This is a genomic window from Chitinophaga sp. 05T412 (genome assembly GCF_056396465.1).
In genome coordinates, this window is sequence record NZ_JBFTLN010000002.1 from 330,086 (window position 1) to 353,341 (window position 23,256).

General features: G+C 46.6%; 20 protein-coding genes. 9 read left to right on the forward strand and 11 right to left on the reverse strand.

Going from position 1 to position 23,256, the window contains the following annotated elements; genetic code table 11:
- Positions 1–6 precede the first annotated feature (6 nt).
- The 6 genes from AC1DFM_RS04925 to AC1DFM_RS04950 all read left to right on the forward strand — a co-directional run bounded on the left by AC1DFM_RS04925 (position 7) and on the right by AC1DFM_RS04950 (position 4,811).
- Complete coding sequence (locus AC1DFM_RS04925; RefSeq protein ID WP_477075616.1) at positions 7–501, forward strand: hypothetical protein; 495 nt, start codon at positions 7–9, stop codon at positions 499–501.
- Between the two features lie 6 nt (positions 502–507).
- Positions 508–1,263 (forward strand): SOS response-associated peptidase, encoded by a 756-nt coding sequence (locus AC1DFM_RS04930; RefSeq protein WP_477075617.1) that lies wholly within the window; start codon positions 508–510, stop codon positions 1,261–1,263.
- Positions 1,264–1,427: 164 nt separating this feature from the next.
- A complete protein-coding gene (locus AC1DFM_RS04935; protein ID WP_477075618.1) occupies positions 1,428–2,429 on the forward strand; it encodes a redoxin domain-containing protein in 1,002 nt (333 codons plus the stop codon).
- Positions 2,430–2,439: 10 nt separating this feature from the next.
- Entirely contained in the window at positions 2,440–3,438 is a 999-nt protein-coding gene (locus AC1DFM_RS04940) for a hypothetical protein (protein WP_477075619.1), read from the forward strand.
- A gap of 154 nt (positions 3,439–3,592) precedes the next feature.
- Positions 3,593–3,766: a sigma factor-like helix-turn-helix DNA-binding protein gene (locus AC1DFM_RS04945; RefSeq protein WP_477075620.1), complete on the forward strand. Its 174-nt coding sequence runs from the start codon at positions 3,593–3,595 to the stop codon at positions 3,764–3,766.
- 64 nt (positions 3,767–3,830) lie between these two features.
- Entirely contained in the window at positions 3,831–4,811 is a 981-nt protein-coding gene (locus AC1DFM_RS04950; protein ID WP_477075621.1) for a hypothetical protein, read from the forward strand.
- A gap of 6 nt (positions 4,812–4,817) precedes the next feature.
- Here AC1DFM_RS04950 and AC1DFM_RS04955 read toward each other — a convergent pair whose 3' ends face one another.
- Together AC1DFM_RS04955 and AC1DFM_RS04960 are read right to left on the reverse strand one after the other, a co-directional pair.
- Positions 4,818–5,234, reverse strand: coding sequence for a DUF4267 domain-containing protein (locus AC1DFM_RS04955; protein WP_477075622.1), 417 nt, complete (start codon positions 5,232–5,234; stop codon positions 4,818–4,820).
- Positions 5,235–5,297: 63 nt separating this feature from the next.
- Entirely contained in the window at positions 5,298–5,876 is a 579-nt protein-coding gene (locus AC1DFM_RS04960; RefSeq protein ID WP_477075623.1) for a Crp/Fnr family transcriptional regulator, read from the reverse strand.
- 179 nt (positions 5,877–6,055) lie between these two features.
- On the opposite strand from AC1DFM_RS04960, the gene AC1DFM_RS04965 reads away from it, so the two are divergent.
- A complete protein-coding gene (locus tag AC1DFM_RS04965) occupies positions 6,056–8,752 on the forward strand; it encodes a sensor histidine kinase (RefSeq protein WP_477075624.1) in 2,697 nt (898 codons plus the stop codon).
- The gene (locus AC1DFM_RS04970; protein ID WP_477075625.1) at positions 8,749–9,498 is read left to right on the forward strand and encodes a LytR/AlgR family response regulator transcription factor; all 750 of its coding nucleotides are present in this window, start codon (positions 8,749–8,751) and stop codon (positions 9,496–9,498) included. The genes AC1DFM_RS04965 and AC1DFM_RS04970 overlap by 4 nt, the downstream gene beginning before the upstream one ends.
- A gap of 2 nt (positions 9,499–9,500) precedes the next feature.
- Here AC1DFM_RS04970 and AC1DFM_RS04975 read toward each other — a convergent pair whose 3' ends face one another.
- The 8 genes from AC1DFM_RS04975 to AC1DFM_RS05010 form a co-directional block, all read right to left on the reverse strand.
- Positions 9,501–9,947, reverse strand: a complete 447-nt coding sequence (locus AC1DFM_RS04975) for a hypothetical protein (protein WP_477075626.1) — start codon at positions 9,945–9,947, stop codon at positions 9,501–9,503.
- 126 nt (positions 9,948–10,073) lie between these two features.
- The gene (locus AC1DFM_RS04980; protein WP_477075627.1) at positions 10,074–11,111 is read right to left on the reverse strand and encodes an isoaspartyl peptidase/L-asparaginase family protein; all 1,038 of its coding nucleotides are present in this window, start codon (positions 11,109–11,111) and stop codon (positions 10,074–10,076) included.
- 23 nt (positions 11,112–11,134) lie between these two features.
- Entirely contained in the window at positions 11,135–12,178 is a 1,044-nt protein-coding gene (locus AC1DFM_RS04985; protein ID WP_477075628.1) for a cyanophycinase, read from the reverse strand.
- A 53-nt stretch (positions 12,179–12,231) separates the two neighbouring features.
- The gene (locus AC1DFM_RS04990) at positions 12,232–13,626 is read right to left on the reverse strand and encodes a RagB/SusD family nutrient uptake outer membrane protein (protein WP_477075629.1); all 1,395 of its coding nucleotides are present in this window, start codon (positions 13,624–13,626) and stop codon (positions 12,232–12,234) included.
- Positions 13,627–13,638: 12 nt separating this feature from the next.
- On the reverse strand, positions 13,639–16,998 hold the full coding sequence (locus AC1DFM_RS04995; RefSeq protein ID WP_477075630.1) for a TonB-dependent receptor: 3,360 nt from the start codon (positions 16,996–16,998) through the stop codon (positions 13,639–13,641).
- A gap of 106 nt (positions 16,999–17,104) precedes the next feature.
- Complete coding sequence (locus AC1DFM_RS05000; RefSeq protein WP_477075631.1) at positions 17,105–18,136, reverse strand: FecR family protein; 1,032 nt, start codon at positions 18,134–18,136, stop codon at positions 17,105–17,107.
- Positions 18,137–18,225: 89 nt separating this feature from the next.
- The gene (locus AC1DFM_RS05005) at positions 18,226–18,777 is read right to left on the reverse strand and encodes an RNA polymerase sigma factor (protein WP_477075632.1); all 552 of its coding nucleotides are present in this window, start codon (positions 18,775–18,777) and stop codon (positions 18,226–18,228) included.
- 97 nt (positions 18,778–18,874) lie between these two features.
- Complete coding sequence (locus AC1DFM_RS05010; RefSeq protein ID WP_477075633.1) at positions 18,875–20,413, reverse strand: hypothetical protein; 1,539 nt, start codon at positions 20,411–20,413, stop codon at positions 18,875–18,877.
- A gap of 248 nt (positions 20,414–20,661) precedes the next feature.
- Here AC1DFM_RS05010 and AC1DFM_RS05015 point away from each other — a divergent pair, with 248 nt between their 5' ends.
- Positions 20,662–22,350, forward strand: coding sequence for a hypothetical protein (locus AC1DFM_RS05015; protein ID WP_477075634.1), 1,689 nt, complete (start codon positions 20,662–20,664; stop codon positions 22,348–22,350).
- A 308-nt stretch (positions 22,351–22,658) separates the two neighbouring features.
- On the opposite strand, the gene AC1DFM_RS05020 is transcribed toward AC1DFM_RS05015, so the two are convergent.
- Positions 22,659–23,018: a cupin domain-containing protein gene (locus AC1DFM_RS05020; RefSeq protein WP_477075635.1), complete on the reverse strand. Its 360-nt coding sequence runs from the start codon at positions 23,016–23,018 to the stop codon at positions 22,659–22,661.
- Positions 23,019–23,256: the final 238 nt, after the last annotated feature.

A 23,256-nucleotide genomic window follows, 5' to 3' on the forward strand; every position in this document is an offset into this window, starting at 1 on the left:
ATCGTTATGCACAATCCTTTGGCATTATTATCCCGGGAGTTGGTCACTGCCCTGCTGGAAAATGGGTTTACGTTGTTTGTCCGCCAAAGCTACGCCGCCGGCAGAACAAATACAGATATGCACATCCGGGAAGTATTCCTGATTACACCCTATAAAGATATCGGCGAAGCCAATATGCACTTTCAGCATATCCGGTTTGACAGCCGGAAATATATCTACCAGGCGCATCATCCGGAAGAAATAGCAAAGTTATACAAAGCGGCATCACAGCCGCCCGGCTATAAAGTATATGCATCACTGTTACAGCAGAAAGTATGGCAGCCGCCATTGTATATGGACCCGGTAGTCAGAAAATATATCTCCCGCAAAACCACCTGGAAGCCAGATCGGGAAGAAGCGGTGCAGGCCGAGCTATTCCTGCATTATGGCGAATTGTATTTTACCCTGAAGTATGGAGATGAGGAAATAAAAGTACCTTTATCGGAGATAGACTACGACTAAATCATTATGTGTTACGATATCGCGTTTACTGCCAACATAGAAAGCATTTACAAATATTTGCCACAACTGCAGGCCGCCGGGAACCTGGACATCGACTTCGGTTCCACCTGGCATAAAATCGGGATGTCGTACCCACAATGGCCGGTGATCACACAACACAACGGACTAAAGCTGGAGAAGTATACCTGGGGCCCTATCCMCAAAATGCTGGATACCGTTGACAAGGTAAAAAGACAGCGGCAATTATTCCTGAATGCCCGCAGTGAAAAGGTATTGGAAAATGGAACGATGTGGAATGCCATCCGGCACCAACGTTGCCTGGTACCTGCTACCGGCTTCTTTGAATACCGGCAAATCAGCGGCTGGAAGAATAAAGTAGCCTATTATATCAAGTCGAAAGAGCAGGACGTTTTTTTCATTGCCGGATTATGGGCGCTGTCCAATTCCTGGGATGTGGATAAACCCGCCCGTATCCCTACTTTCACGCTGCTAACGCGAAATGCCAATCCACTGATGGCGCAAATCCATAATGGTGGCGACAATGCAGGCAGAATGCCGATGATGCTGACCAATGAGCTGGCACAGGAATGGATTAAACCATCTCTCACGGATACCGATATACGTGACATCTTACAATATGAATTACCTGCCCGGGAACTGGATTGCTGGCCGGTAAACTCTGTGCGCAAAGTGAAACCCGACGATGCATCTGTTATTGCCCCTGCGGTATATGAAGGGCTGCCCGCCCTCCAGGCATATTAACCCCGTGCACTACTAACCCTGCTACTAAAACAACTCCGGCTGGCAACGGCCTGATCCACCGGATAAATGTTTACATCCCGGAAATGTCGATATTTTAAAAGTATTTCCGCCCACCCTTCACCCTTTATGCATAGTGCGTTGTCTAGTAATAAACGCGCACAAATATGATCAAAATAGGGAATAGCGCCTGTTGCTTACTGCTGCTGCTTTTACTGCGACTGCCAGGTCTTGCACAAGGCTTCGAAATAAAAGGGGCTGTCAGGGATGTCAAATATGGCAAAGCACAACTAATAGCGTTAGAAGACGATAAAGTAGTGTTGGGAGAAGCTGTTATCAAAGGCCACCAGTTTATTATGAAAGGGAAAGTGGATTATCCGCAACCTGCGAAGCTCGTTATCAACGGAATGTCTACGTTTGTATTCCTTCAGAACGCCCGCTATCAAATAGCAACAGATTATTTTGGTTTGAATGGCAAACATTTAAAAGGTAGCCAGCTGAATGATCAATACCAGTACTATCTACAGGATATGACCAACCCCTCCAATCCTGATCGTACCCTGGAATTTGTGAATAAATATCCTGATTCCGAAGTAAGCGCCTTCCTGGCCAATTACTGGGGAAAATATCCCTATTCCCGTGTAAAATCCATGCTGGATGCGATGGGCGCCCATGCCCGGAACTCCTGGTATGGCAAACTGGTAGCACAACGGGAAGATGTGATGTCTAAATCACAGCCGGGCCGTGTGGTGCCGGATTTTAAAGCACTCGCGGTAACTACCGGTGATACCGTGAACTACAATCGCTACCGTGGTAAAGTACTCATGCTAGACTTCTGGGCATCCTGGTGTCATCCCTGCCGCATGGAAATACCTCACCTCAAAAAAGTATACGAAGCTTACCATGCAAAAGGTGTGGAAATCCTCAGCATTTCTGTAGATGCGGTAGATGCAGCCTGGAAAAAAGCGTTGGCACAGGAACAGATGCCCTGGACCCAGGCACGCGACCCCAAAGGATTTGAGGAAGATGGTTTCCGTAAAGTATTTGGATTCGGCGGTGTTCCTTTTGGTGTAATCATCAACGCCGATGGCACTGTATACAGTGTATGGGATCGTACCGGAAAATCACTGGAAGAATTGCTGGACGAAGCATTGGCAAAAACCAAATAAAAAGAGATTCATGAAATATACTTTCCTGTTAGGGCTGTTTGGGTGCTGGAGTATTTCCGCCACTGCGCAGCAGGTACAACAACGTAAAAGCTTACCCGATCAGCTGAAAGCGATCCAGAAAATAGTGGCCGATGGTGCTAAAGACAGCGCCACCGCCAGCAAAGCGGCGATTCAGCTGTTACCACAACTGGACCTGGATAATCCGGCGCTGGCTTTATTGGGCAATGGCAACGCAACTCCAACCCGCGATGGCGCTTCACAGTTACGCAGCCTCCCTGCAAAAACGAATGACAACGCGATTAACAACTATATCGATGGCGTCTTTGAAATACGTCGCCTCGCAGGAGTAGCCAACAACTTCGATGAAAACAATCTGACGCGCCTGAAATATGTATTGTATAACGTGCAGAACGACCAGGTGAGATGGGCCTTTTACAAACGCGTAGCCGCTGAACAAACCGGCCTGAATGACGAGGATGGCACCTTAAATGCGCTGCATAGAGATCTCAAAGATGTAGTCCCCACCCGTCAACAACATAAATACGATTCCCTGTTAAAGCTCTGGCGCAATGTCCGCCAGGGGGAACAGGTACCGGTGTTTACTTTGTACGATGACCAAGGTGGCCAACTCATCACCAACGCCTCCAGCGAAAAAGAGTGGATCATCCAGCTATATACACCATCAGATACCGCCAGCATGCGTGCTTACCAAAACTTCTGCTCTCTTGCACAGCAATTTGCCAATGATACCAACTTTACCTTTATGGCCATTAATCTGCAGCCAGCCACGCGGACTACTGGTACATTACCGCAATATCATTTGAAAGAGAAAGATATGGCTGAATTCCGCCGCCTGTTTGCTATACATGGCAATACCCGACGTATGGCGATACGTAACGGATATTTTCAGATGCCTAATATTCCTGATGATGTTCCGGAAAATATGCTCACTATGCTCATAAAGTATAATTCAAACCTACACTATCCGGTAACGAAACACGAAGAATAACTTCCGCCTTCTATAAACAAAAGAGGGGTGGTATCTATTACAGATACCATCCCCTTTTTTTTGCTGTTATTTAACACGCCATTTTTAGCGGGTAAGGTATTGGGAGAAAAGGTTTTGTTGATATCCACAAAGCCATGGCCACCTGTGATAATTTATGCTGAGTTATTATGGCAACATGGGTTATAAAGCCATTGCACAGGAAATGGGCATCTCTGTAAAAACAGTGGGAAAGCATATGAGCAAAGCATTACAGGTATTGCCCAAAGAACTCAGAACCGCGCACCCACTTGGGGGTAGTGTTAATGGCGATGTCGGTTTATGCAGGTAGCTGATGCTACTTTCTGGCACAACAGCTGTAAAAAAAGCCGTTTATTTGCAGTAAATAGCCATGAATGAAACGTTTATTTTGTTGCTGTATCCTGTTAATCCCTTTTTTGTCGCACGCACAGGAATTAGTGAATTACAGAGATACGTTGCACAATTTTGCGGTAGGAGTACCCAGTGGATGGGATATCTGGAAAAGCACCCAATCGCCTGCCATCAAGTTTATTGCGCAACGGGTACTGGCAGATAGTACAAAAGCACCCGAGAGTTTTAATGTGAGTGTTCTATCGGAACCCGCTTCCAGCCCGGATAAGATTGTAAAAAAATTGCTGAACTATACGGGTCACAATCCTTTCTTCCGGCTGATTGACTCAGGAAGTATTATCAGCAATGGTAAACGCACCATATGGCTCGATGAAATACACCTGGAGCCGAATCGCCCTGATACCTTCTTTACCAGTATCTTCCTGTCTTATACAGATAATAAAGTATACCTGTTAAGCGCTACCACGCTATTGCCCTTCTCCGGCGTTTACGCGCCCTTATTTCACAAGATCGGGGAGTCATTCCAAACGGGTAAGGCCATGCGAAAAGAACGGCTTAAAATAGCGTTTCCAGAAACAGATAAATGGAAGATGGTAGCTGATACGGAAGTAGATCATTTTGTGACCCGTCAATACCTCCCGGATAATGAAACACCGGAAAACTGGAGCCAGATGATTTATGCCATGACCATGGAAAATGTAAAGGTACCTAACATTGACCAGGCCATTAAAAGCTTTACCGATGCGGCGATGGGAAAATCGCCCGGGGCAAAGGTGACGGTGTTGCGTAAGGAAAACCTGCCGGGTCGCCGCGAAGCCTTGTTCAAGATAGAACCACCGGCGGTAACGGGAACGCCTGCTCCTGAATCACAACTTTATTACATCCTGCAAGGTGCCCGTTCTTTTCACGCAGTTTTTATTGCTAAAAAGGCAGCGGTGTTATCTCCGGACTATATTAAAACCTGGGGAAACATTTTCCGCCAAAGCCGGTTGATCAACGAGTAATCACCTTTACGCCCCGGCAAGCGCTTTGCTTGCCTTTTCAGCCGAAGGAACAGACCATTGTATGCCAATAGCAGAAATAATGGTCAGTATAATAGCGGAGATATGTGGCATAGCCGTCATTACATTGCCATGTGTAGCCTGCAACACCAGCGTCATATCTACTATTGGAATAAAAATACCGGAGAGCAATACTATCAGCAAGGCTTTCCGCATATTTAATACTGCCAATAAGGCAATCACTGCGCCGGAAAATAAATCGCGGATTCCTTTGATGTAGTGAAAGGAATAATCTCCTCCTGTATTAACATCAATGCCGAAAGCATGTTCTGCTACTTCCGGCTGTAACAGAAATCTGCAGCCAATAAAAACAAGTGTTAAACCAGATACGATAGTGAGGTACTTAAAGAAATTGTAGCGTGTCATATGTTTTGATTTTATAACACAAATTTCTTCCTTCGCGCACTCAATTTCGTTCACCTGGGTTAACTAATTTCCTTTAGCCATCCGTGCCCGTATTCTGCTGAGTGATTGTGGCTTTACACCTATGTAAGAGGCAATCATGTATTGAGGTATGCGATGCTGTAACCGGCTGAATTTCTCAAAAAATTCGCGGTAACGCTCTTCCGGTGTGGCCGTGTATAAAGAAGCTACCTGTTTCAGGGATTCTACAAATACACTTTCTATAATTAACCGCCCCAGGCGATCTCCCTGCTTCAGCGTATCGTACATAACCTGCAGGTTTTCCCTGGATATCACCCATAGTACGCTGGGCTCCAGTGCCATAATACTTACGTTGGCCGGCTGCCTCGACAGGAAACTTTCATGATTGCCCAGCCATTCATTTTCACAGGAGAAATAAGTATGCAGTTCTTCTCCATCGCGGGTCATGACATATCGCATCAACCCTTTTTCTATGAATGCCACCTGGTTGGCCACTTTTCCTTCCTGCAGGAAATATTCATTTTTCTTCAGTGCTACCCGGTTAAATAAAGTGGGTATGAATGTTTCCTCTTCTTCCGATAAATGGATCAGGTATTTAACAGACTGGATTAATTGCTGGCTCATAGCGCATAAAAATAAATCTTTTATGGCAGCTACGAACGCAAAAAAGAGCGCTGCAAAATTATGCGTATACCCTTTTCGGTTATATATTCACCAGATATTCAGTCAGCCTTACCATCTGCTCATTGGATAAAAGCCGGGCTTCTGATACAGGTAGCTTTGGTACAATAAATTATTGTATCATGAAAAAAACAGCCTATTTATGCTTACTCCTTATCCTGCCCCTCCTGCTGCGGGCGCAGGATAAATCCGGGTACTTTGCACTAAAGCCCGGCGACTGGTTTGACATGCAAGCTACCGAGGGTACGGAAAATGGCCCCTATAGTGATCAGGAACCTACTATGCTATTTACCAGCCGATATGTATTGCGATACCATTTGCAAAAGCTACTGCCCAACGGCCATCAACAATATCTGATCACGCTGGAAAGAATTGTCCGGTATCTTCCTCAACGGGATAGTGATTATGGATGGGCTGGATACGACAGCTATTATCCTTCTTATAAACAAGGGCTGGATAAAAAACCCGATCACGGTTCTTTTCACCTGGAAATTACTTCTACCGGACAAATAGTGACCCTTGCTGCAGACAAGGATCAACCTCCACCTCCGCTGACGCTTGTCACTTATAGCCCTAAAAAAAGTGTAGCCGCTGACGTTATCTACAGCTACCCTGCAATGCTGATAGCAGAATTACGCTTCATGGTGGAGCAGTTACTCGCACATCGCCGTTCTGAAAAAACGGTTCCCGTTCGTATTACAGGGCAAACAAAAGGCTATTCGCAACTGCTCCTTGCCGCTTCCTTTCCACTGACAGGTAATGCCTTACTGAAAGGCATAGCACCATCGCCGTCAGAAAAAAAAATGAAGATCATCCTGCCCGATCGTACTATCTATACACCCGTGAATAGCAAGGGAGAATTCTCCTGCCTGCTGCAGCTTTCAGGACCTACCCAGGGCACCTTTTCCGGAGGCGGAACCGGAGGTGATTTTTTCATGACGCCGGGAGACACCCTTATTGTTAATGCCGGAAACCCCGCCGTGCCAGCTGTCTATGCTGGCAATGCAGCCACCAATACACAGCTGTGTCTTGCTCTCAGCCACCTCCTTTACGGCGATAACATCGTAAATATTAACAATGCCACAAGCATCTCCAGTGTTCTGGCCATGCAAAACACTGCCACCAACGAATTCAATACGATGGTACAAAATTATGAAGGCAAAGCATCACCGGTAGCCCTGGATTATTACAAAACTGCCTGGCGGTATCATATCGCCAGCGACTGGCTACTATATCTCTACAGTCATAATTACCAGGCTGATAGCGCCGCTCCTCCCTTTCAACGACTGCCCGAAGTGGTGGCCAGCGGCATCGATTACATGCCCGTATTGCTGAACCCTTACAAAGAGAACTACTTCTACCGCTATTACCTGCGCTGGGCGCTCCTTTTCCAGCAGTCACGCATCAGTATGTCGGCAGGAGGAAGTACAGAAGGCTTTTCATTTTATCGTGACTACTTCACGCTGCTTTCTTCATTGAAAGGATATCCATTGTATTTTATGCTGTCAGAAGGCATCCGCAAGGAATTGAAACAAAAAAGCTGGCAGGATAATCAACGGCTGAAACCCTATATGGAAGACTTTGTCCACAATTGCGGAGATAGTAGTATGACCCTCCCCATCATCAACGACTGGCAGTTAATGAATCGTTGGGCGCCGGGCAACGCGCTGCCCATCACACAACTCTCTCTTACAAAGGGTAAAACCTACCCCCTCCAAACAACCGCAGGTAAAACCACCTGCCTGATATTAAGCGGTGGCAGTTCTATTAGTGACAGCGTACTGGTGAATACCATTAAGCGTCATCCGAATGTGACTTTTATATACGCCGCGATCAACGAATCCTTTCCGGTGTCAAAAATCCCGATGCTCAGCCCATATCCCAATGTTACTGGTATGGAACTGGAAAATAAAGACAAAGATAACTATGCAGCCTATGGCTTGTCGGGATTTGGGGAGAAAAACATAGTAGTACTCGATCAATGGGGAAAAATTGTAGCAGACCATATTCAAACAACAGATAATGACTGGAGTACAGTGGATGACGCAATAGAGGCCGCAGCTAAAGCTCCCCGTGTTTCCTTCCTCCAAAAATCAAATATCCTGAACATTGCAGGATGGAGCTTCGGCTCCATCCTGTTTACCGCATTAATTGGCCTCTGGATATACCGGGTACGCATACGTCGCATCCGCGCTGCTGCAGCTATTCAAACCACCATCCGGGAACTGGAAATAAAAGCCATCCGGTCACAGATGAACCCCCATTTTATTTTTAATGCCCTCAACTCTATCCAGTCGCTCATCAACACCGCTCAATACAAAGCCGCCAACACCTACCTGGTGAAGTTTTCGATGCTATTGAGATACGTGCTGCAACATGCAGAAAAAAATACGCTGCCACTGGAAGATGAATTAAACACCATCCGCTTGTACTGCGAACTGGAACAACTGCGCTTCGATTTTACTTTTAAAATAGATATTGCAGAAGAAATAGTTCCTACCCTCGTGGAGATACCCGGGATGATACTACAACCACTGGTGGAAAACGCCATCCTGCATGGTTTGGCCGCCAAAGGCAAAGCAGGCATGCTACACGTTACCGCTACGCAAACCGAAACCACCCTGCTGATTTCCGTACACGACAATGGCAGCGGATATCATCCCAGCCCGGCTACCAATGGCCAGCATAACGGCGTGGGATTGAAGCTCGTCAGAGAAAGATTGCAACTATTCAAAGTACCCGGACAACCCGCTCAACTGGATATTACTAACCATCACGGCACTACGGCATTACTCACTATTCCAATTGAAACAGTATGAAAATAAAAAGTATCCTGGTAGATGATGAACACAAAAGCCGCGATAACCTGCGCGTGCTACTGGCAGAATACTGCCCCGCTATAGAAATTGTGGGAGAAGCCGATTCCGCCGCCACTGCGCTTAAGCTCATCAAACAGCTGGAACCTGACCTGCTTTTCCTCGACATTGAAATGCCCGGTGGATCAGGGTTTCAGCTACTAAAATCACTGCCCGCCAACCGGAACTTCGAAGTCATTTTTGTGACGGCCTATGATCAATACGGCATTGCCGCCGTAAAAGCCTGTGCTATTGACTATGTACTAAAACCTATTGACGTGCTGGAACTATCTTCCGCTGTGGAGAAAGCGATGGCACAAATTATTCCCCAACGGGAAAACCATCGGCTGCGTGAACTCATTGCCAACATCAACAAACCCGCGGCAGAAGCCCGTATTGCGTTTCCGCTGGCAGATAAAATTGTTTTTGCCGCGCCGGAAGACATTATACGTCTCGAAGCCGCCGGGAATTACACGCATGTATACATCTCCGGACAAAAAAAATTAATTGTCTGCAAAACGCTCAAAGAATACCATGACCTGCTGGCCGACAACCATTTTATTCGTACGCATCAGTCTCACCTGATTAACCGCCATAAAATCACTGCCCTGATAAAAACAGAGGGAGGCGCCATCGCAATGGAAGATGGCAGCCAGGTACCTATTTCCCGGCAAAGGAAAGAGGAGATACTAAAACTACTGATGAGATAACGTTAACGGGTATCCGCATTGTTGCTACAATCACTTTCGGGCTGATGCACTTTTTTGAAATCTTTCTCGTGATCATCATCTACAAAAACCACCGTTTCTTCCGGAGAAGAAGGAGAATATTGAATGGTCCATTCTGCAGTGCCCTTCTGCTGGTCCAGCCACTTAAACGTATACACTGATTCCTTTCCTTTCAGCCGATAACCACCATTTACGTGGGTAGTGCTTACGATATGGCTGTCGTTCACCTCCATTGGCAACACTTCATGAATAACTGAATCTGTTACTTTCATTTTTCGCAGGTCCAATGCGCAGGGAATGTATATCACGTAGGCGTTGTTAACACGGGTTACCTGGGTCCAATTACCTTCATAGGGCTGAGGTTGACGCTTGCTGGTACAGGCAGGTAACAATAAATACAACAGGGTTAGGACAAATAACAATTTGGTCATGGGATAGTAGGGTATTTATATTTAAAAAGGCCCTTCAAAAATATCATTTTTCACGACATTCTATATTATCATTTCACGCAAAGACGCAAAGCAGGTATTCTCTCTGCGCCTTTGCGTGAAACCAGCTTACTTTTTATAAATAGCAATTTCAATTTTTCCATCTTTGGTAACAGCGCCTCTGTACATGCCTTCCGTATTAAAAGACATGGTCATGTTGCCCTGCTTATCCAATGCAATCAGGCCACCATCGCCGCCCATATCGCCTACTTTTTTGATCACGGTATTGCCGGCCTGCTGTACGGTGAGTCCTTTATATTCCATGAGCGCAGAGAGATCATAGGCTACCACATTGCGAATATAATACTCACCCCAACCCGTACACGAAATAGCAGCTGTTTGATTGTTGGCATAAGTACCGGCGCCAATAATGGGCGAATCACCAATGCGGCCATATTTTTTGTCTGTCATACCACCGGTAGAAGTAGCTGCAGCAAGGTTTCCCTGTTTATCCAGCGCCACCGCACCCACGGTACCAAATTTATAATCCTTGTTTTTGATACCCAGCTTTTCAGGGTTCGTATAGGCGTTTGATTTAGCCGCCGCAATAGAATCTTCGTGCAATGCCCGTTGGAGGTCTCTCCAGCGCGACTCCGTTCTGAAATAAGAAGGGTCTACTATTTCCAGGCCGGCTTCTTTCGCAAATTTCTCTGCACCAGGGCCTACCATCATGACGTGTTCTGACTTCTCCATCACCGCCCTGGCAGCGCTTACCGGGTTGCGTACCGTAGTAACGCCCGCCACTGCGCCCGCTGCTTTGGTTTTCCCATTCATGATAGCAGCATCCAGTTCATTACGGCCCTCATGAGTAAAAACAGCGCCTTTGCCTGCATTAAAAAGTGAATCATCTTCCAGTACTCTAACCGTAGCCTCTACCGCATCTAAACTGCTACCGCCACCTTTCAGCACGCCATAGCCTGTTTCCAGCGCATGCTTCAGAGAAGCTTTGTAGGCCGCTTCCTTTTCCGGTGTCATATTTTTTTGCAGAATAGTGCCTGCTCCGCCGTGAATCACTAATACATAGGAAGATTTCTGCTGTGCCACCGCTGGTGTAAAAGCGGAAATACTCAGCATTCCCATAAACAAATAACCAAACCAACCTTTCATGTCAACATTTTATTAAGAAGTGATCAAATTGCTTTTTTCTTCAGTTGTCCGTTTTCTACCCACCACCAATACCAGGCGCCACCACTGGCTTTTGCCGGGTCAAAGTCGGCCACCGAAAAAGCGCCGTTGCCGGTAGCGCTGGCGGCTATTTCATATACTTTCAGTGCCTGGCCGCCGGCATTCCATTGCAGGGGTTGGCCCTTTTCGCAAAGTTCCGGTTTTTTCAAACTATCTGTTAAGATAAAACAGGCTTTGCTTACCCCATACACTTTGGCCATGCCGTGTTCATCGATACATACCGCGGTCTTTTCATCTGGTGCAATGCCTCTTGGAAAGATACCATGATCTTTGATGATGCGGCTCATGAAGGTAACATGCCTGCCTTCGCGTCCCCGCTTCAGGTAATGCTGATCGCTGATCACGGATTGCAGGTAGGGCGCATGGAGAAAATCGTTGTAGTACAAGGTGACTAAAGGATCATATGGATTGGCCAGCACGGAGTCTGACACGGCGCTGCCGCCTTCTCCGCTGTAGTACAAACCACTCAGGATAGCACAACCCGCGCTGGTACCTCCTACCGGCACTTTCTTTTCATTTAACAGGTAGTTGATAGCAGCATTTACTTTGGTATTTCTCCACTGGTTCATGTAACGCGACTGGTCTCCACCGGCGATGAAAAGCATTTCTGCGCCACGGATAATATTGGCTACGGTGTCATTATTGGCCAGTTCACGGCTGGTGATGTTAAGGGTTTCCACCGAATTCACTTTTCCAAGTGAGTCGATATCGTGGTTATAGCTGCCGTTGCCGGACGCGGTGAGTACCACTACATCACCGCCRCCACTGCGGGAAATCATCCATTGGAAAGCACCGTCTACATTGCCGCCGCCGCCAATCAATGCCACGCCGCCCTGCACGGGCGTGGTGACATCAGCAGTATCGCCGATAATGCCGATAGACGCCGGGCGACCGGGAATAGTGGGTAACTTTGGCGCTCGTTGAAAACAGGCGGTAAAACAGATAGCCGTTACCGTTATCACCGGCAATAAGAAAATATTTTTTTTCATCTGATCATCATTACAAGCTGCCGGCCATAGCCGGCATAGGTTATCAAATCGGGCTATTTATATTCCGGGTTTTGTTGCATGTTTTTGTTTGCCTTTGTTTCCTCATCCGGGATAGGGAATACATATCCGCGTTGGCCGGGCTTCAGCAGTACCGCACCCAGCGCGTTGATGGCATCTGCCGGTTCGCGTGTAACGTTCAATCCTCTTCTTCTCAGGTCAAATAAACGTTGTCCTTCAAAGGCCAGTTCTTTAAACCGCTCGGTGTAAATAGCGGTGATCAGCGCATCTTTATTGGCAAATGTTTCCGCTGTATAGCCACTGATACGTGCTGTACGTAAGGTGTTCAGGTCACCGGCGCCATCGCTTACCCGATTCTTCTCTGCCAATGCTTCTGCACGGATCAGGTACATTTCGCCGGTTCTGAATAGCTTGATATCCGTCAGGCCGATGTTGCCATCAGGGCCATAGTATTTGTTAACGATGTATTTAGATGTACCATCGCCGCGGGTGTCATCATAGAGAATATAAGCGGGATAGCGTACATCTTTGTCTTTATCAAACAGGTTAATTAATTCAAAAGACGGGGCATAGTATACCACGTCTCCATCGTAGTAAACAGCACCGATAGGATCATTTACAGTGGCTACCTGCTTCAGTTTCCAGATCACCTCTGATTGTTTGGTATCTTTCCAGATACCCGGAAAATCGGCTGCACTGGCTAATGGGGAGGCATCAATGGCAGCAGAGGCGTAGGTGATGGCGTCGTCCCATTTTTTGGCATACAGGGCAGCTCTGGCGCGGATAGCGGCTACTGCTGCCAGGGTAATGCGACTGTTATCATCTGCAGCTGCAGGAATGAGGGTGCTGGCCAGTTGCAGGTCTTTTTCAATAGCTGTCATTACATTCCCGAATGTATTGCGGGCAGGAAAACTCATGATGGAGGTATCCATGAATGGCACGCCCATCGCGGATGGTTCGTAGGCTTCCGCATAACTCTGCAACAGCTGGAAATGGCAATAAGCGCGAAGCGCCAGGGCTTCACCGCGGTACCTGTCTTTCAAAGCTATATCATCTCCCTTGGCAGGCACCCGGTTCATGGCGCCCAGTACGCGGTTCACGCGGTCAATAGTGATGTAGTACTCTCCGAAAGAACCAGTAATGGTAGTGCTACCCGGATCTATCTGCCAGCGATAGGAAGCCACGCCTCTACCGAGATTGTTTTCACTTGGTAACGTACATTCATCTGAGAGCAGTGAAACGCTGTAAATGGTGTTGTAGGTTAATTCGGCGTAAGCACCTATCAGACCGCCGTTCAGGTCGGCCACATTACGGAAAGTTCTTTCCGGATCAATAATACTATCAGTCGGTTCCAGGTCCAGTTGCTTGTTACAGGAAAACAAAGCAAAAGGCAGCAGTAATAGCAGGTATTTTATATAACGGATCGTCATGAGTTGCTTGTTTTAGAAATTAACATTCAGGCCAAAAGTGTAAGTCCGCGCACTGGGATAGTCGAACATCCCGGTTCCGTTATTATTTTCCGGATCAAAGCTTTTCCATTTGGTCCAGGTATACAGGTTTTGCGCCTGTGCAAATACCTGCACGCCCTGTACAAATTTGAGATGCGTGGCCACAAATGCTTTCGGAACATTATAGCCGATGCTCAGGTTTCTTAAACGCAGGTAGGAGGCGTCCTGGATATCTTTGGAAGAATAATTCCGGGGCGAAGTGATACCCGGCAGAATAGCGTTGTCACCTGGCTTTTTCCAACGATCGTACAACATACGTTTCGACTGATTACTGCTGGCGAAAGAAGGATTTTCGTTGTAGTAGTCTTCATTCATATAACGCATGGCCTTATCCGCAAAGGCAAAGAGGGCGTTTAGGTAGAACCCTTTCCAGGTCAATGAAGTATTAAATCCACCGGTCAATGGCGGAATATAGGTACCAAATTCTGCGACGCTTAACGCGGTTTCGTTGTAGTTACTGGTTTTATTACCGGCGCGATCATAGTACAATGGTTTACCATTGGCAGGATCTACGCCCGCCCATTTAGGTGCATAGTGCGAGCCATAAGGCAGCCCTACTCTTACAATCTGCGACAGGCCTTGTGTAAACTCGGTGGCTGCTCCCAAATCTGTGATCAGGTTTTTATTATAGGCGAAGTTGACGCCGACTGTCCAGGTGAAATCTTTACGGCGGATCACATCTCCCTGTACATCCATTTCTATTCCTCTGTTACGCATAGCGCCGGAGTTAAGCAACTTATAATGAAACCCGGAAGTAATGGACTGAGGCTGATTTACAAACAGGTTGTCGGTAATTTTATTATATATATCTGTCACTACGCGGATGCGGTTATCCCATATACCAAGGTCAAAACCAATATTCAGCTCTTTCGCATATTCCCAGTTATAGGCGGGGTTTCCCGGCTGCAAAGGATAAATACCCGGATTGCCACCATACTGGATGGTGCCAAAGGTTCGGAAGTAGGCGAAAGGACCGTTACCAGTAAACGGATTAGCAGAAGTACCATAGCTGGCCCTGAAACGGAGATTATTTACAAAATCTACGTCTTTCAGGAAATTCTCCCGCTTCACTTCCCAGCCAACACCCAGGGAATAGAATCCATGCCAGCGGTTATTAACAGGCACAGTAGAAGCGCCATCCCGGCGATAGCTGGCGTTCAGCGTATATTTTTCATTGTAGGTATAACGTCCAACTGCAATGTAAGAAGCCAATGCACTCTTAGCTCTGCTGCCGCCTAACAAAGGCGTGAATGGCGAACCCGGTGTGATAGCTGCCGGAGTGGCCGGCAAACGGCCATCCAGATCGTATCCGGTATAGTTGAAAGAGCGATAGTTGTTGCTCACATATTCATAATAGCCAGATACTTCAAAATCATGTTTATCCACAATTTTGCCATAGGTTAAACCGGAAGTACTTACCAGTGTGAAGTTTCGCGTAGTACCTTCACCGAAGCTACCTTTGGCGCCGTTGTCTACTTTATAACCGGAATAAGAATCGGGGTTGATATATTGTTCAGAAGTAGTTTCCCGGAAATCCAGTCCCAGTCTTGTTTTAGCTACCAACCCTTTTGCCAGCTGATAATTCAGTGAAGTACCGATGATACTTTTCAGCTGGTTTTCTTTGGCAGAAGTATTCAACATCGCTTCCAGGGCCTTGCTGCCTTCGCGGGGGTCGAGGGTGGGGTATTGATCACGGTTATAACGGGTCATCAGTGTACCATCAGCGGCGTAAGGATATTCGTATGGCATGGCGTAGTACACTGCTGCCAGCGTATTTTCGCCACTGCTGGAAGCTTCATTGCGGATAAAAGACGACTCCGTATAGCCGAGACCGAGATTAATATTTGCTGTTAATCTTCCGGCGTTGAAATCCACGTTGTTCTTCAGGCTGTAACGTTTTAAGTCGGAACGTCTGGCAATACCCTGTTGATTAAAATAGTTGACTGAGCTATAAAATCTCACATTATCATTTCCGCCACTGGCGCTCAGTTGCTGTTCCTGGAATTTCCCGGTTTGCAGGAAAAATTTCTTCCAGTTGGTATTCATGCCACGTAAGCTATCGAGGATATGATCTGCCTCTTTTTGCTCTGCTGGTGTTTTGGTAGCGTAGTCTGGATTTTTGGGAGAATAATCCCAACCGGGTCCATTACTTTCACCGGTTTCCAATCCCACTTCTTCCTGGAATTGCAGCACTTCTTTCGAGTTCATCATCTCATACTTCGGCGTGGTCATATTGGAGAAGCCGTATTGTGATTTATAGCTGATGGCTACTTTCCCGCTTTGTCCTTTTTTGGTGGTGATCACAATCACGCCATTGGAGCCACGGGAGCCGTACAATGCTTTAGCAGAAGCATCTTTCAGCACGGTAACGGAAGCAATATCTTCGGGGTTGATGCCCTGAAAGGCGCCGGATTCAATGGGAATACCATCCATCACGTATAGTGGTGCAGAGGTACCATTGAGCGTCCCCACCCCTCTAACGGTTACGGTAGCACTGGCGCCGGGTTGTCCGGAGCCGGCCGAAACCACCATGCCGGGTACGCGGCCCTGCAGGATCTGGTCGAAGCTACCCATAGGTACCTGCGTAATTTTATCGGCGCCCACAATGCCGGAAGCGGCGGTAGATTTATCCCGGGCATAATTCGTATAACCGGTAACCGTTACTGCGTTCAGGGTCTTGATATCTTCAGTGAGTTGTATGTTGATAACCTGTCGGTTGTTAACTGGTACTTCCTGTGGCACATAGCCTACCAGTGAGAAGCGCAGGGTTTTCACCTGGTCTGGAATGTTTAAGGTATAAGTACCATCGGCTTGCGTGAGGGCGCCAGCGGTGCCGCCTACGGCTCTTACCGTAACACCGGGCAGGGGGAGGTTATCCATGCCGCGCACCGTACCGGTAATGATGATATTGTCAGCCACCGTGGTAGCCGGGGTTTGGGCATATACCACTACGAGGCCGTCTTCCTTCAGCCGGTAAGCCAGATTGGTACCTGCAAAGGCTTGTGTTAACACAGCATCGAGGGTAGCATCTGTTGCAGCTACCGTCACCTTCCTGTTGTCAGGAAGTGTTTTATCGTGAAACACAAAGCGATAGGTCGTTTGCTGCTCCAACGTTTTCAGCAATTGCCGGATACTTGTTTCTTTTACCTGCAGGGTAATACTTTCCTGCCCAAAACAAATAGCCTGCACCTGAAGGCAGGTCAAAAAAAGTAGAATTGTCAATTTCATAGTTAGCAGCAATTTGCCGGCGGGAACAGGCTTCCCTTTCCATTCCAGGAATACAAGTTTTAACATACCTTTGATGTTGGTTTAGTAAATGATCAATCCCGACATTTCTGAACTTTTCGGGGGAAGTGTGCCACCACTTCCCCTTCTTTATTTTTGGTTGACTTACACTACTTTATTTGCTGATAATAATGGCGCCATCGACCATTTTAAAATTGAAAGGATACGATAACTGTAAAGCATCCAATGCTTTGATAATCGTTTCACTTTCGAAGGTGCCGGAGTAACGGTATTCTTTCACCGTATCATCTGCAAACTCCACCCGGATACCATACCACTTCTCCAGTTTGGCGGCAATGGCTTCCAGGGTTTCATTTTCAATTTCGAGCCGGTTACGTACCCAGGCAATTTCTTTGGCTTTGTGGTTCACCGGATCAGCATCCAGTGGCGCTACTGCAAAAGGTTTGGTCGATGCGGTGATTAACTTCTGATTTGGTTGCAATACAATTTTCTGTTCGGGATGCCCTGCCACCGTCACTTCTACTTTGCCCTTAAACAAAGCTGTTTCCGTTTGACGATCCTGGTACGCGCTGACATTAAACACCGTTCCCAGTACTTTGATATCTACCGCCGCCGTATGTACCATAAAGGGATACTGCRCATTTTGCGTTACATCAAAGAAGGCCTCGCCGGTAAGGGTGAGCTGCCTGTTGTGCCGGTTAAATCCGGGCGCCAACTCCACGGTACTATTTTCCCGCAGTACCATAGACGAGCCATCGGGCAATACCACGGTTTTACGGGGATCTTTACCGGCATTGATCACTACCTCTTTTCCCGGTGTTTGCTGGTGCCGGTAAAAAAAGAAGCCGCTGCCTGCCAGTAACAGGATACCTCCTATAGCGGCGGCATATTTCCACGTCCGGAAGCGGGAACCAGAATGACCAGTGTCCTCGTCTACCACCTGTTGCAGCAGATCATACCGGGCAATCCCATCTTCCAAATGCCTCAGCTGCTCCAGGCGATTACCCTGCCCGGCAGATAACAGCTTTACGATACTACGCGCTTCCGCTACCATCGCTGCTTTTTCCGGATGCTGCCGTTGCCAGTCTTCCCAGAACAACACATCCTTATCATGTTCCTCCAGGCAATAGCGCTGAAAGGATTCATCACATGCAAAATCGATGACTTCGTATTCCTGGAAATTCATGGAGGTAATGCCTTTGATTATACAGACGGCAGAATGCATTACTTTTCCTAAGTGTTTTTAAAATTTTTTTTCGGGAGATAGATACCTGCTTATTTCAGCATCTTCCGGAGGGCTTTGATGGCATCATAGATGGTATTATAGGCCGTTTTCACAGTTTGCGACGTTTGTGCCGCTATTTGTTCATAGGACAGGCCTTCAAAGAATTTCAATCTTACCAGCTCAATCTGTCGGGGGGTTAATGTTTTCAGGGCTTGCTGCAGGCGCTGTTTCAGTTCTTCATCCTGTTGCACCTGGATGATAATTTCTTCATAAGACAATTCACGCTCCGCGCCATTATCCGTCATCCGGTGAATGGCAGTATGGATTCGCTGCCGGTAGGCCAGCTGGTCCAGCAGTTGCCGTTTAAGGGCGGTAAACAGATAGGCCGGAACGTTAGTCACCGGGCGCAGGGTTTGGTGGCGGCTCCACAACTGCAAAAACAACTGTGTGATACAGTCTTTCACCAGTTCATCGCTACCACTTATCTTTATCCCAAATCGCAGCAGATGTGAATAAGTGTTGTTATACAAAGCAAACAACGCCTGCTTATCGCCGCTTCTCAGACGTTCCCAGAAAATATTATTGTCTTCTTCATAAGACATACCAGTTGCTATGCCGGATAGTTTACCGCAATCATCCGCTGATTTCGCGCATCCTGGGGTTAAGATACTGCGAAAATTATTTTTTGCTGCATTTCATTCAGATACCCAGCATAATCCGTTCTTCTTCCAGCTCCGCTTCTTCCTTTGAAACAGCCGGCCGGTCTATTTCTCCGGTAAGCAACAGCGTATAGGCCAACAGCAATACAATCAGCAATACCTGGTAACGTAGTACGATAGGCGCCGCCAGCACACTAAAACCAAAATTGATCAAAATAAATGTCCAGCACAATAACAGCGCGATATTAAATTTACGACTGGATTTCCGGATGCCTTTCTTAATCAGATAACGAATGGTTTCTTCCAAAAACAATAAATGGCAAATAACGATCAGCGAAGGGAATAAGGCCATGAGTGTACTTTGTAGCTCATCGTATTTACTCTTTGGCTTCTGTATTTTTCCGTCTGTAAAAAAGCTGGTCACACTTGCGGTATCAAATAGCATAAATGGACGATTATAAGCCGCTAACACCTCTGGCTCCGGCAGCAAATACAATCCTGCATTCTCCAACAGGTAGTAGTGTGCAAAATCTACCGGATATTTTTTAATCGTGTATGCTCCGTAACTCCTGAATAGTGGCGCCAAATTGGCCCAGCCAGTATAAACGTCCGCTCCTTTATGTGCCTGGCCATACTCTCCTAAAATCATTTTCTGTGGACCTGCATTATCCCACATAAATACGGCACCTTCCCATACATGTCTCTTTTTAGGGCTTCTCCGCAAATTTTCGCTGTAATTATACACCAGCTTGTGCAGGTGCTCAAATTGCGATGGCACCCCGGTAGAATCCAGCTTCCGGTACTGCAGCATGTACATAGAATTATTCATCAGCTGCCAGCCACTGAAAACAGAAAACTCCCGGACACCGGTGTGCTCATAAGTCCGCTGCCGGACAAACATCACAAAGGAAATGATCAGTACCACCGGCAATAACACCGCTACTCCCTTCTGCCATTTTTTATACCGCGACAACAATATAGGAATCAACGCCACTAACGGATAAAACATCGCGTTATAACGAATGGTAAAGGCCAAACCCAGTACCAGTCCGTGTAGTACGAGGATGAAATTTGTTGGCCTATGCAACATCCAGAGCAGCAGCGTAATCCAGGTAAGTCCCAGTGATAAAAACACTGCATCTGAAATGAAATAATTACTGAGGAAAGGAAACAACGGATTAATCAGCAAAAACGCGTAGAAGCCATACCTGAAATAACCATCCGGCCGAAAAATATACACGATGCTAAAGTAAAAGAACCAGGCGCTCATTTCCAGCAAAGTCAATTGCAGCACCGCCAGCGCCGTTTCCGAATGTGATACCTGGTGAAACAACCACAGAAATTTAGAGTAGCCAAGCGGCCAAAGATTATGATTAAGATTTTGTAACGCCGTTTGCATGTAAGCGCCAGTGTCGGAAGTAAAATCCATATAGGGAAAAAAATGCTTGAATACCACCATCTTGATAATCACTACAGCCAACGCTATCGCTAACAACAGGCGATTCTGACGATCAACGAAAACGAAAGCGCCGAAGCTACGGGCAGGTGTATTAACAGGCAGCAAAGGTGATAATAGCATAGCTTTACTTTTAATGATCCTACCGGCCGGACCTATGGTTTTATGCGGTAATGAGGGTTTCTATTCAGGGTTGACTGTATGTACAAGTATAAGGGCAACAACTGAAACTGCAATTCAGTGAAACAGATTAATACTTTCTCCCCGTCCCCGGATACGGCTACTCTCATGATAATCTAATCGTTTTATAATCTCATCATCCTAAAATAGATACGACCTTTGCTGCGCTTATCTCACACTCAATATCCTGTATGAAAAACGCGGTATCCTGGTTGCTGTTATTTTTTTTTATTGTAGTAGTGCAACCCCTCTTCGCCCAATCGGATTATATCAACCTGGGGAATAAACAATATCAGCTATTGGACCGGCTGGATATCCGGACACAGAACGACTCCCTGCTGGGATTTACCACGGTGAAGCCATATGACCGGCGCAAAATGACGGTTAGCGTACAGCATATTGATTCTTTGGACAGGGCCGGGCAGCTCCCCTTTCACCTGTCCAATACCGACCGGTATAACATCCGCAGACTGCTCATGGACAACCAGGAATGGGCCGCTGGATATGCCGATTCATTCCATGTGCGCCCGATATGGCACACCTTTTACCGCACACCGGCGAACCTTTATGCCGTAAATACCACCGATTTCAAACTGGTGATCAATCCGCTCCTAAACCTGCAATACGGCCATGCAAACGACGGCACCGGCAGCATTTATCAGAATACCCGCGGTGTTTCTTTACGGGGAAACATCGCCAACAAAATTGGCTTCTATAGCATTCTAACCGATAACCAGGAGCGCGATCCCGCCTTTGTCAGGGATTTCGTTGCCAAATACGACGCCGTACCCGGCGCCGGCTTTTATAAGTTCTATCATAAAAATGGATACGATTACTTCGATGCCCGTGGAGGGATTTCTTTCAATGCCGCCAAATACTTCAACATCCAGTTTGCCTACGATAAGCTGTTTATCGGCAATGGGTTCCGCAGCCTGTTCCTGAGCGACTTTAGCAGCAACTACCTCTATCTGCGCATCAGCACCCGGATATGGAAGTTTGATTATGAAAATATCATTGCTCAAAGCCTTGCACCGTTTGTACCGGATGGACAGCGGAATCTACGGCCTCAAAACTATATGATGATGCATCACCTGAGCTTACAGGTAACCCGGTGGCTGAATCTGGGCTTTTATGAACATATTATGGAAGATGGAAAACATGGATTACAACTCGCCTACCTCAATCCTGTTATCTTTTACCGGTCTATTGAACAGCAGCTGGGCGCTGCCGGGAAAGCCAATGTTGGCTTCGACTTCAAGGCCAATGTTGCCAAATCAGTACAGTTATACGGACAATTGCTGATCAATGAATTTGTAACAGACGAAGTATTGCATTACAGTCGCGGTAACTTCGCCAACAAACAGGCCTTGCAGTTAGGCGCCAAATACATAGATGCTTTTCATGTCCGGAACCTGGATCTGCAGGCGGAAGCCAATTACATCCGTCCGTTTACCTACACTAATTTCGACAGCACCACCAACCTGACGCATTATAATCAACCGCTGGCCCATCCGCTGGGCGCCAATTTAAAGGAGTTTATCGGCATTGTACGTTATCAGCCATTGCCCAAACTATACCTTACCGGCAAGCTGATGTATCATGAACAGGKACTGGATTCGGCAGGTTTGAATTTCGTCAGCAATGTATTCCGCAGCTATAACAGCCGTCCGCGTGACTATGGGTTCTTTATTGGCAGCGGTATTCCGGTGAAAAGTACCACCGCCGCCTTCAGCGCTTCCTGGGAAATATTCGAAAATATGTTTATTGATCTGAATACTACGTACCGGACTTATAATGTGAAGTACCAGCCTGATAACAACACTTTTTATTATACGGTGGGGATTCGGGTGAATTTGCAGCCGAGAACATTCGATTTTTAGCGTTGCCGTGAAATGTAGGCCGGTATTATACTTACGCCGCTCTAAACCTTTAAAATTCAAGGTTTTTTTGAAAAAATGCTTTCTAAAATTTGTTCTTGTTGCGAAAAGTTCTAATTTCGCGGTCCTGAATTACTATTGCCTGATAGTATAACGGTAGTACTCGCGACTCTGACTCGCTCAGTCTTGGTTCGAATCCAGGTCAGGCAACAATGATAAACGCCGCAAATTTGCACCAAAGCATTTGCGGCGTTTATCATTTTAGATAGTTGTCGTTTTGGTGGTTGTTTTATTTTTAAGCGGCCAATTGCCTACCCTTCCCGATTCACCAGGTCAATAGAAAACGCCGGCATACAAATCGCCATGTACTCGCAAGGCTCTTCAAAAGGGTTGCTATACCTTACTCTGGCACCTTTTTTAACCAGAATACTTTCTCCTTTCTGTAATGTCACGCTTACACCATCAATTTCAAATTCCTTCTTTCCGGAAATGATGTAAGTGAATTCGTCGAATTCAGGCGTTTGATGAGGCTCACTCCAGCCGGCAGGAGCTACCATGTGCGCAACAGAGATGTTACCATGACCGGTAGAATTGCCCCATATTTCTTCAATTAGTTTGCCATCTGTTGTAGGCACCACGAACGGACTTTTTTGTACTACGTAGTTTTTCATGGACTCGTTTGTTTATACCTAAAGTAACGTAAAAAACAAATGACCCACATCTCCCTAAAAATTTCCCTAACAAAAAGACAGCATACAGCGGAAAAATATCATCCTCACTACTATGCTCCAGCACAGTATGGCGTAATAAAAAGCAGGTTCCCTCATAACGAAATAATTAAGTGATAATCACATGATAACCAGACGACTATTAATATTAACTATTACACGGTGAGGGGACAAAACCCTT

Coding starts and splice junctions, on each gene's coding strand:
- AC1DFM_RS04965 (WP_477075624.1), top strand. CDS start 6,056: ATGAAAAAAACAGCCTATTTATGCTTACTCCTTATCCTGCCCCTCCTG.
- AC1DFM_RS04960 (WP_477075623.1), bottom strand. CDS start 5,876: ATGAGCCAGCAATTAATCCAGTCTGTTAAATACCTGATCCATTTATCG.
- AC1DFM_RS04950 (WP_477075621.1), top strand. CDS start 3,831: ATGAAACGTTTATTTTGTTGCTGTATCCTGTTAATCCCTTTTTTGTCG.
- AC1DFM_RS04995 (WP_477075630.1), bottom strand. CDS start 16,998: ATGTTAAAACTTGTATTCCTGGAATGGAAAGGGAAGCCTGTTCCCGCC.
- AC1DFM_RS05005 (WP_477075632.1), bottom strand. CDS start 18,777: ATGTCTTATGAAGAAGACAATAATATTTTCTGGGAACGTCTGAGAAGC.
- AC1DFM_RS04980 (WP_477075627.1), bottom strand. CDS start 11,111: ATGAAAGGTTGGTTTGGTTATTTGTTTATGGGAATGCTGAGTATTTCC.
- AC1DFM_RS05010 (WP_477075633.1), bottom strand. CDS start 20,413: ATGCTATTATCACCTTTGCTGCCTGTTAATACACCTGCCCGTAGCTTC.
- AC1DFM_RS04970 (WP_477075625.1), top strand. CDS start 8,749: ATGAAAATAAAAAGTATCCTGGTAGATGATGAACACAAAAGCCGCGAT.
- AC1DFM_RS04940 (WP_477075619.1), top strand. CDS start 2,440: ATGAAATATACTTTCCTGTTAGGGCTGTTTGGGTGCTGGAGTATTTCC.
- AC1DFM_RS04925 (WP_477075616.1), top strand. CDS start 7: ATGCACAATCCTTTGGCATTATTATCCCGGGAGTTGGTCACTGCCCTG.
- AC1DFM_RS04990 (WP_477075629.1), bottom strand. CDS start 13,626: ATGACGATCCGTTATATAAAATACCTGCTATTACTGCTGCCTTTTGCT.
- AC1DFM_RS04975 (WP_477075626.1), bottom strand. CDS start 9,947: ATGACCAAATTGTTATTTGTCCTAACCCTGTTGTATTTATTGTTACCT.
- AC1DFM_RS04955 (WP_477075622.1), bottom strand. CDS start 5,234: ATGACACGCTACAATTTCTTTAAGTACCTCACTATCGTATCTGGTTTA.
- AC1DFM_RS04945 (WP_477075620.1), top strand. CDS start 3,593: ATGCTGAGTTATTATGGCAACATGGGTTATAAAGCCATTGCACAGGAA.
- AC1DFM_RS04935 (WP_477075618.1), top strand. CDS start 1,428: ATGATCAAAATAGGGAATAGCGCCTGTTGCTTACTGCTGCTGCTTTTA.
- AC1DFM_RS05020 (WP_477075635.1), bottom strand. CDS start 23,018: ATGAAAAACTACGTAGTACAAAAAAGTCCGTTCGTGGTGCCTACAACA.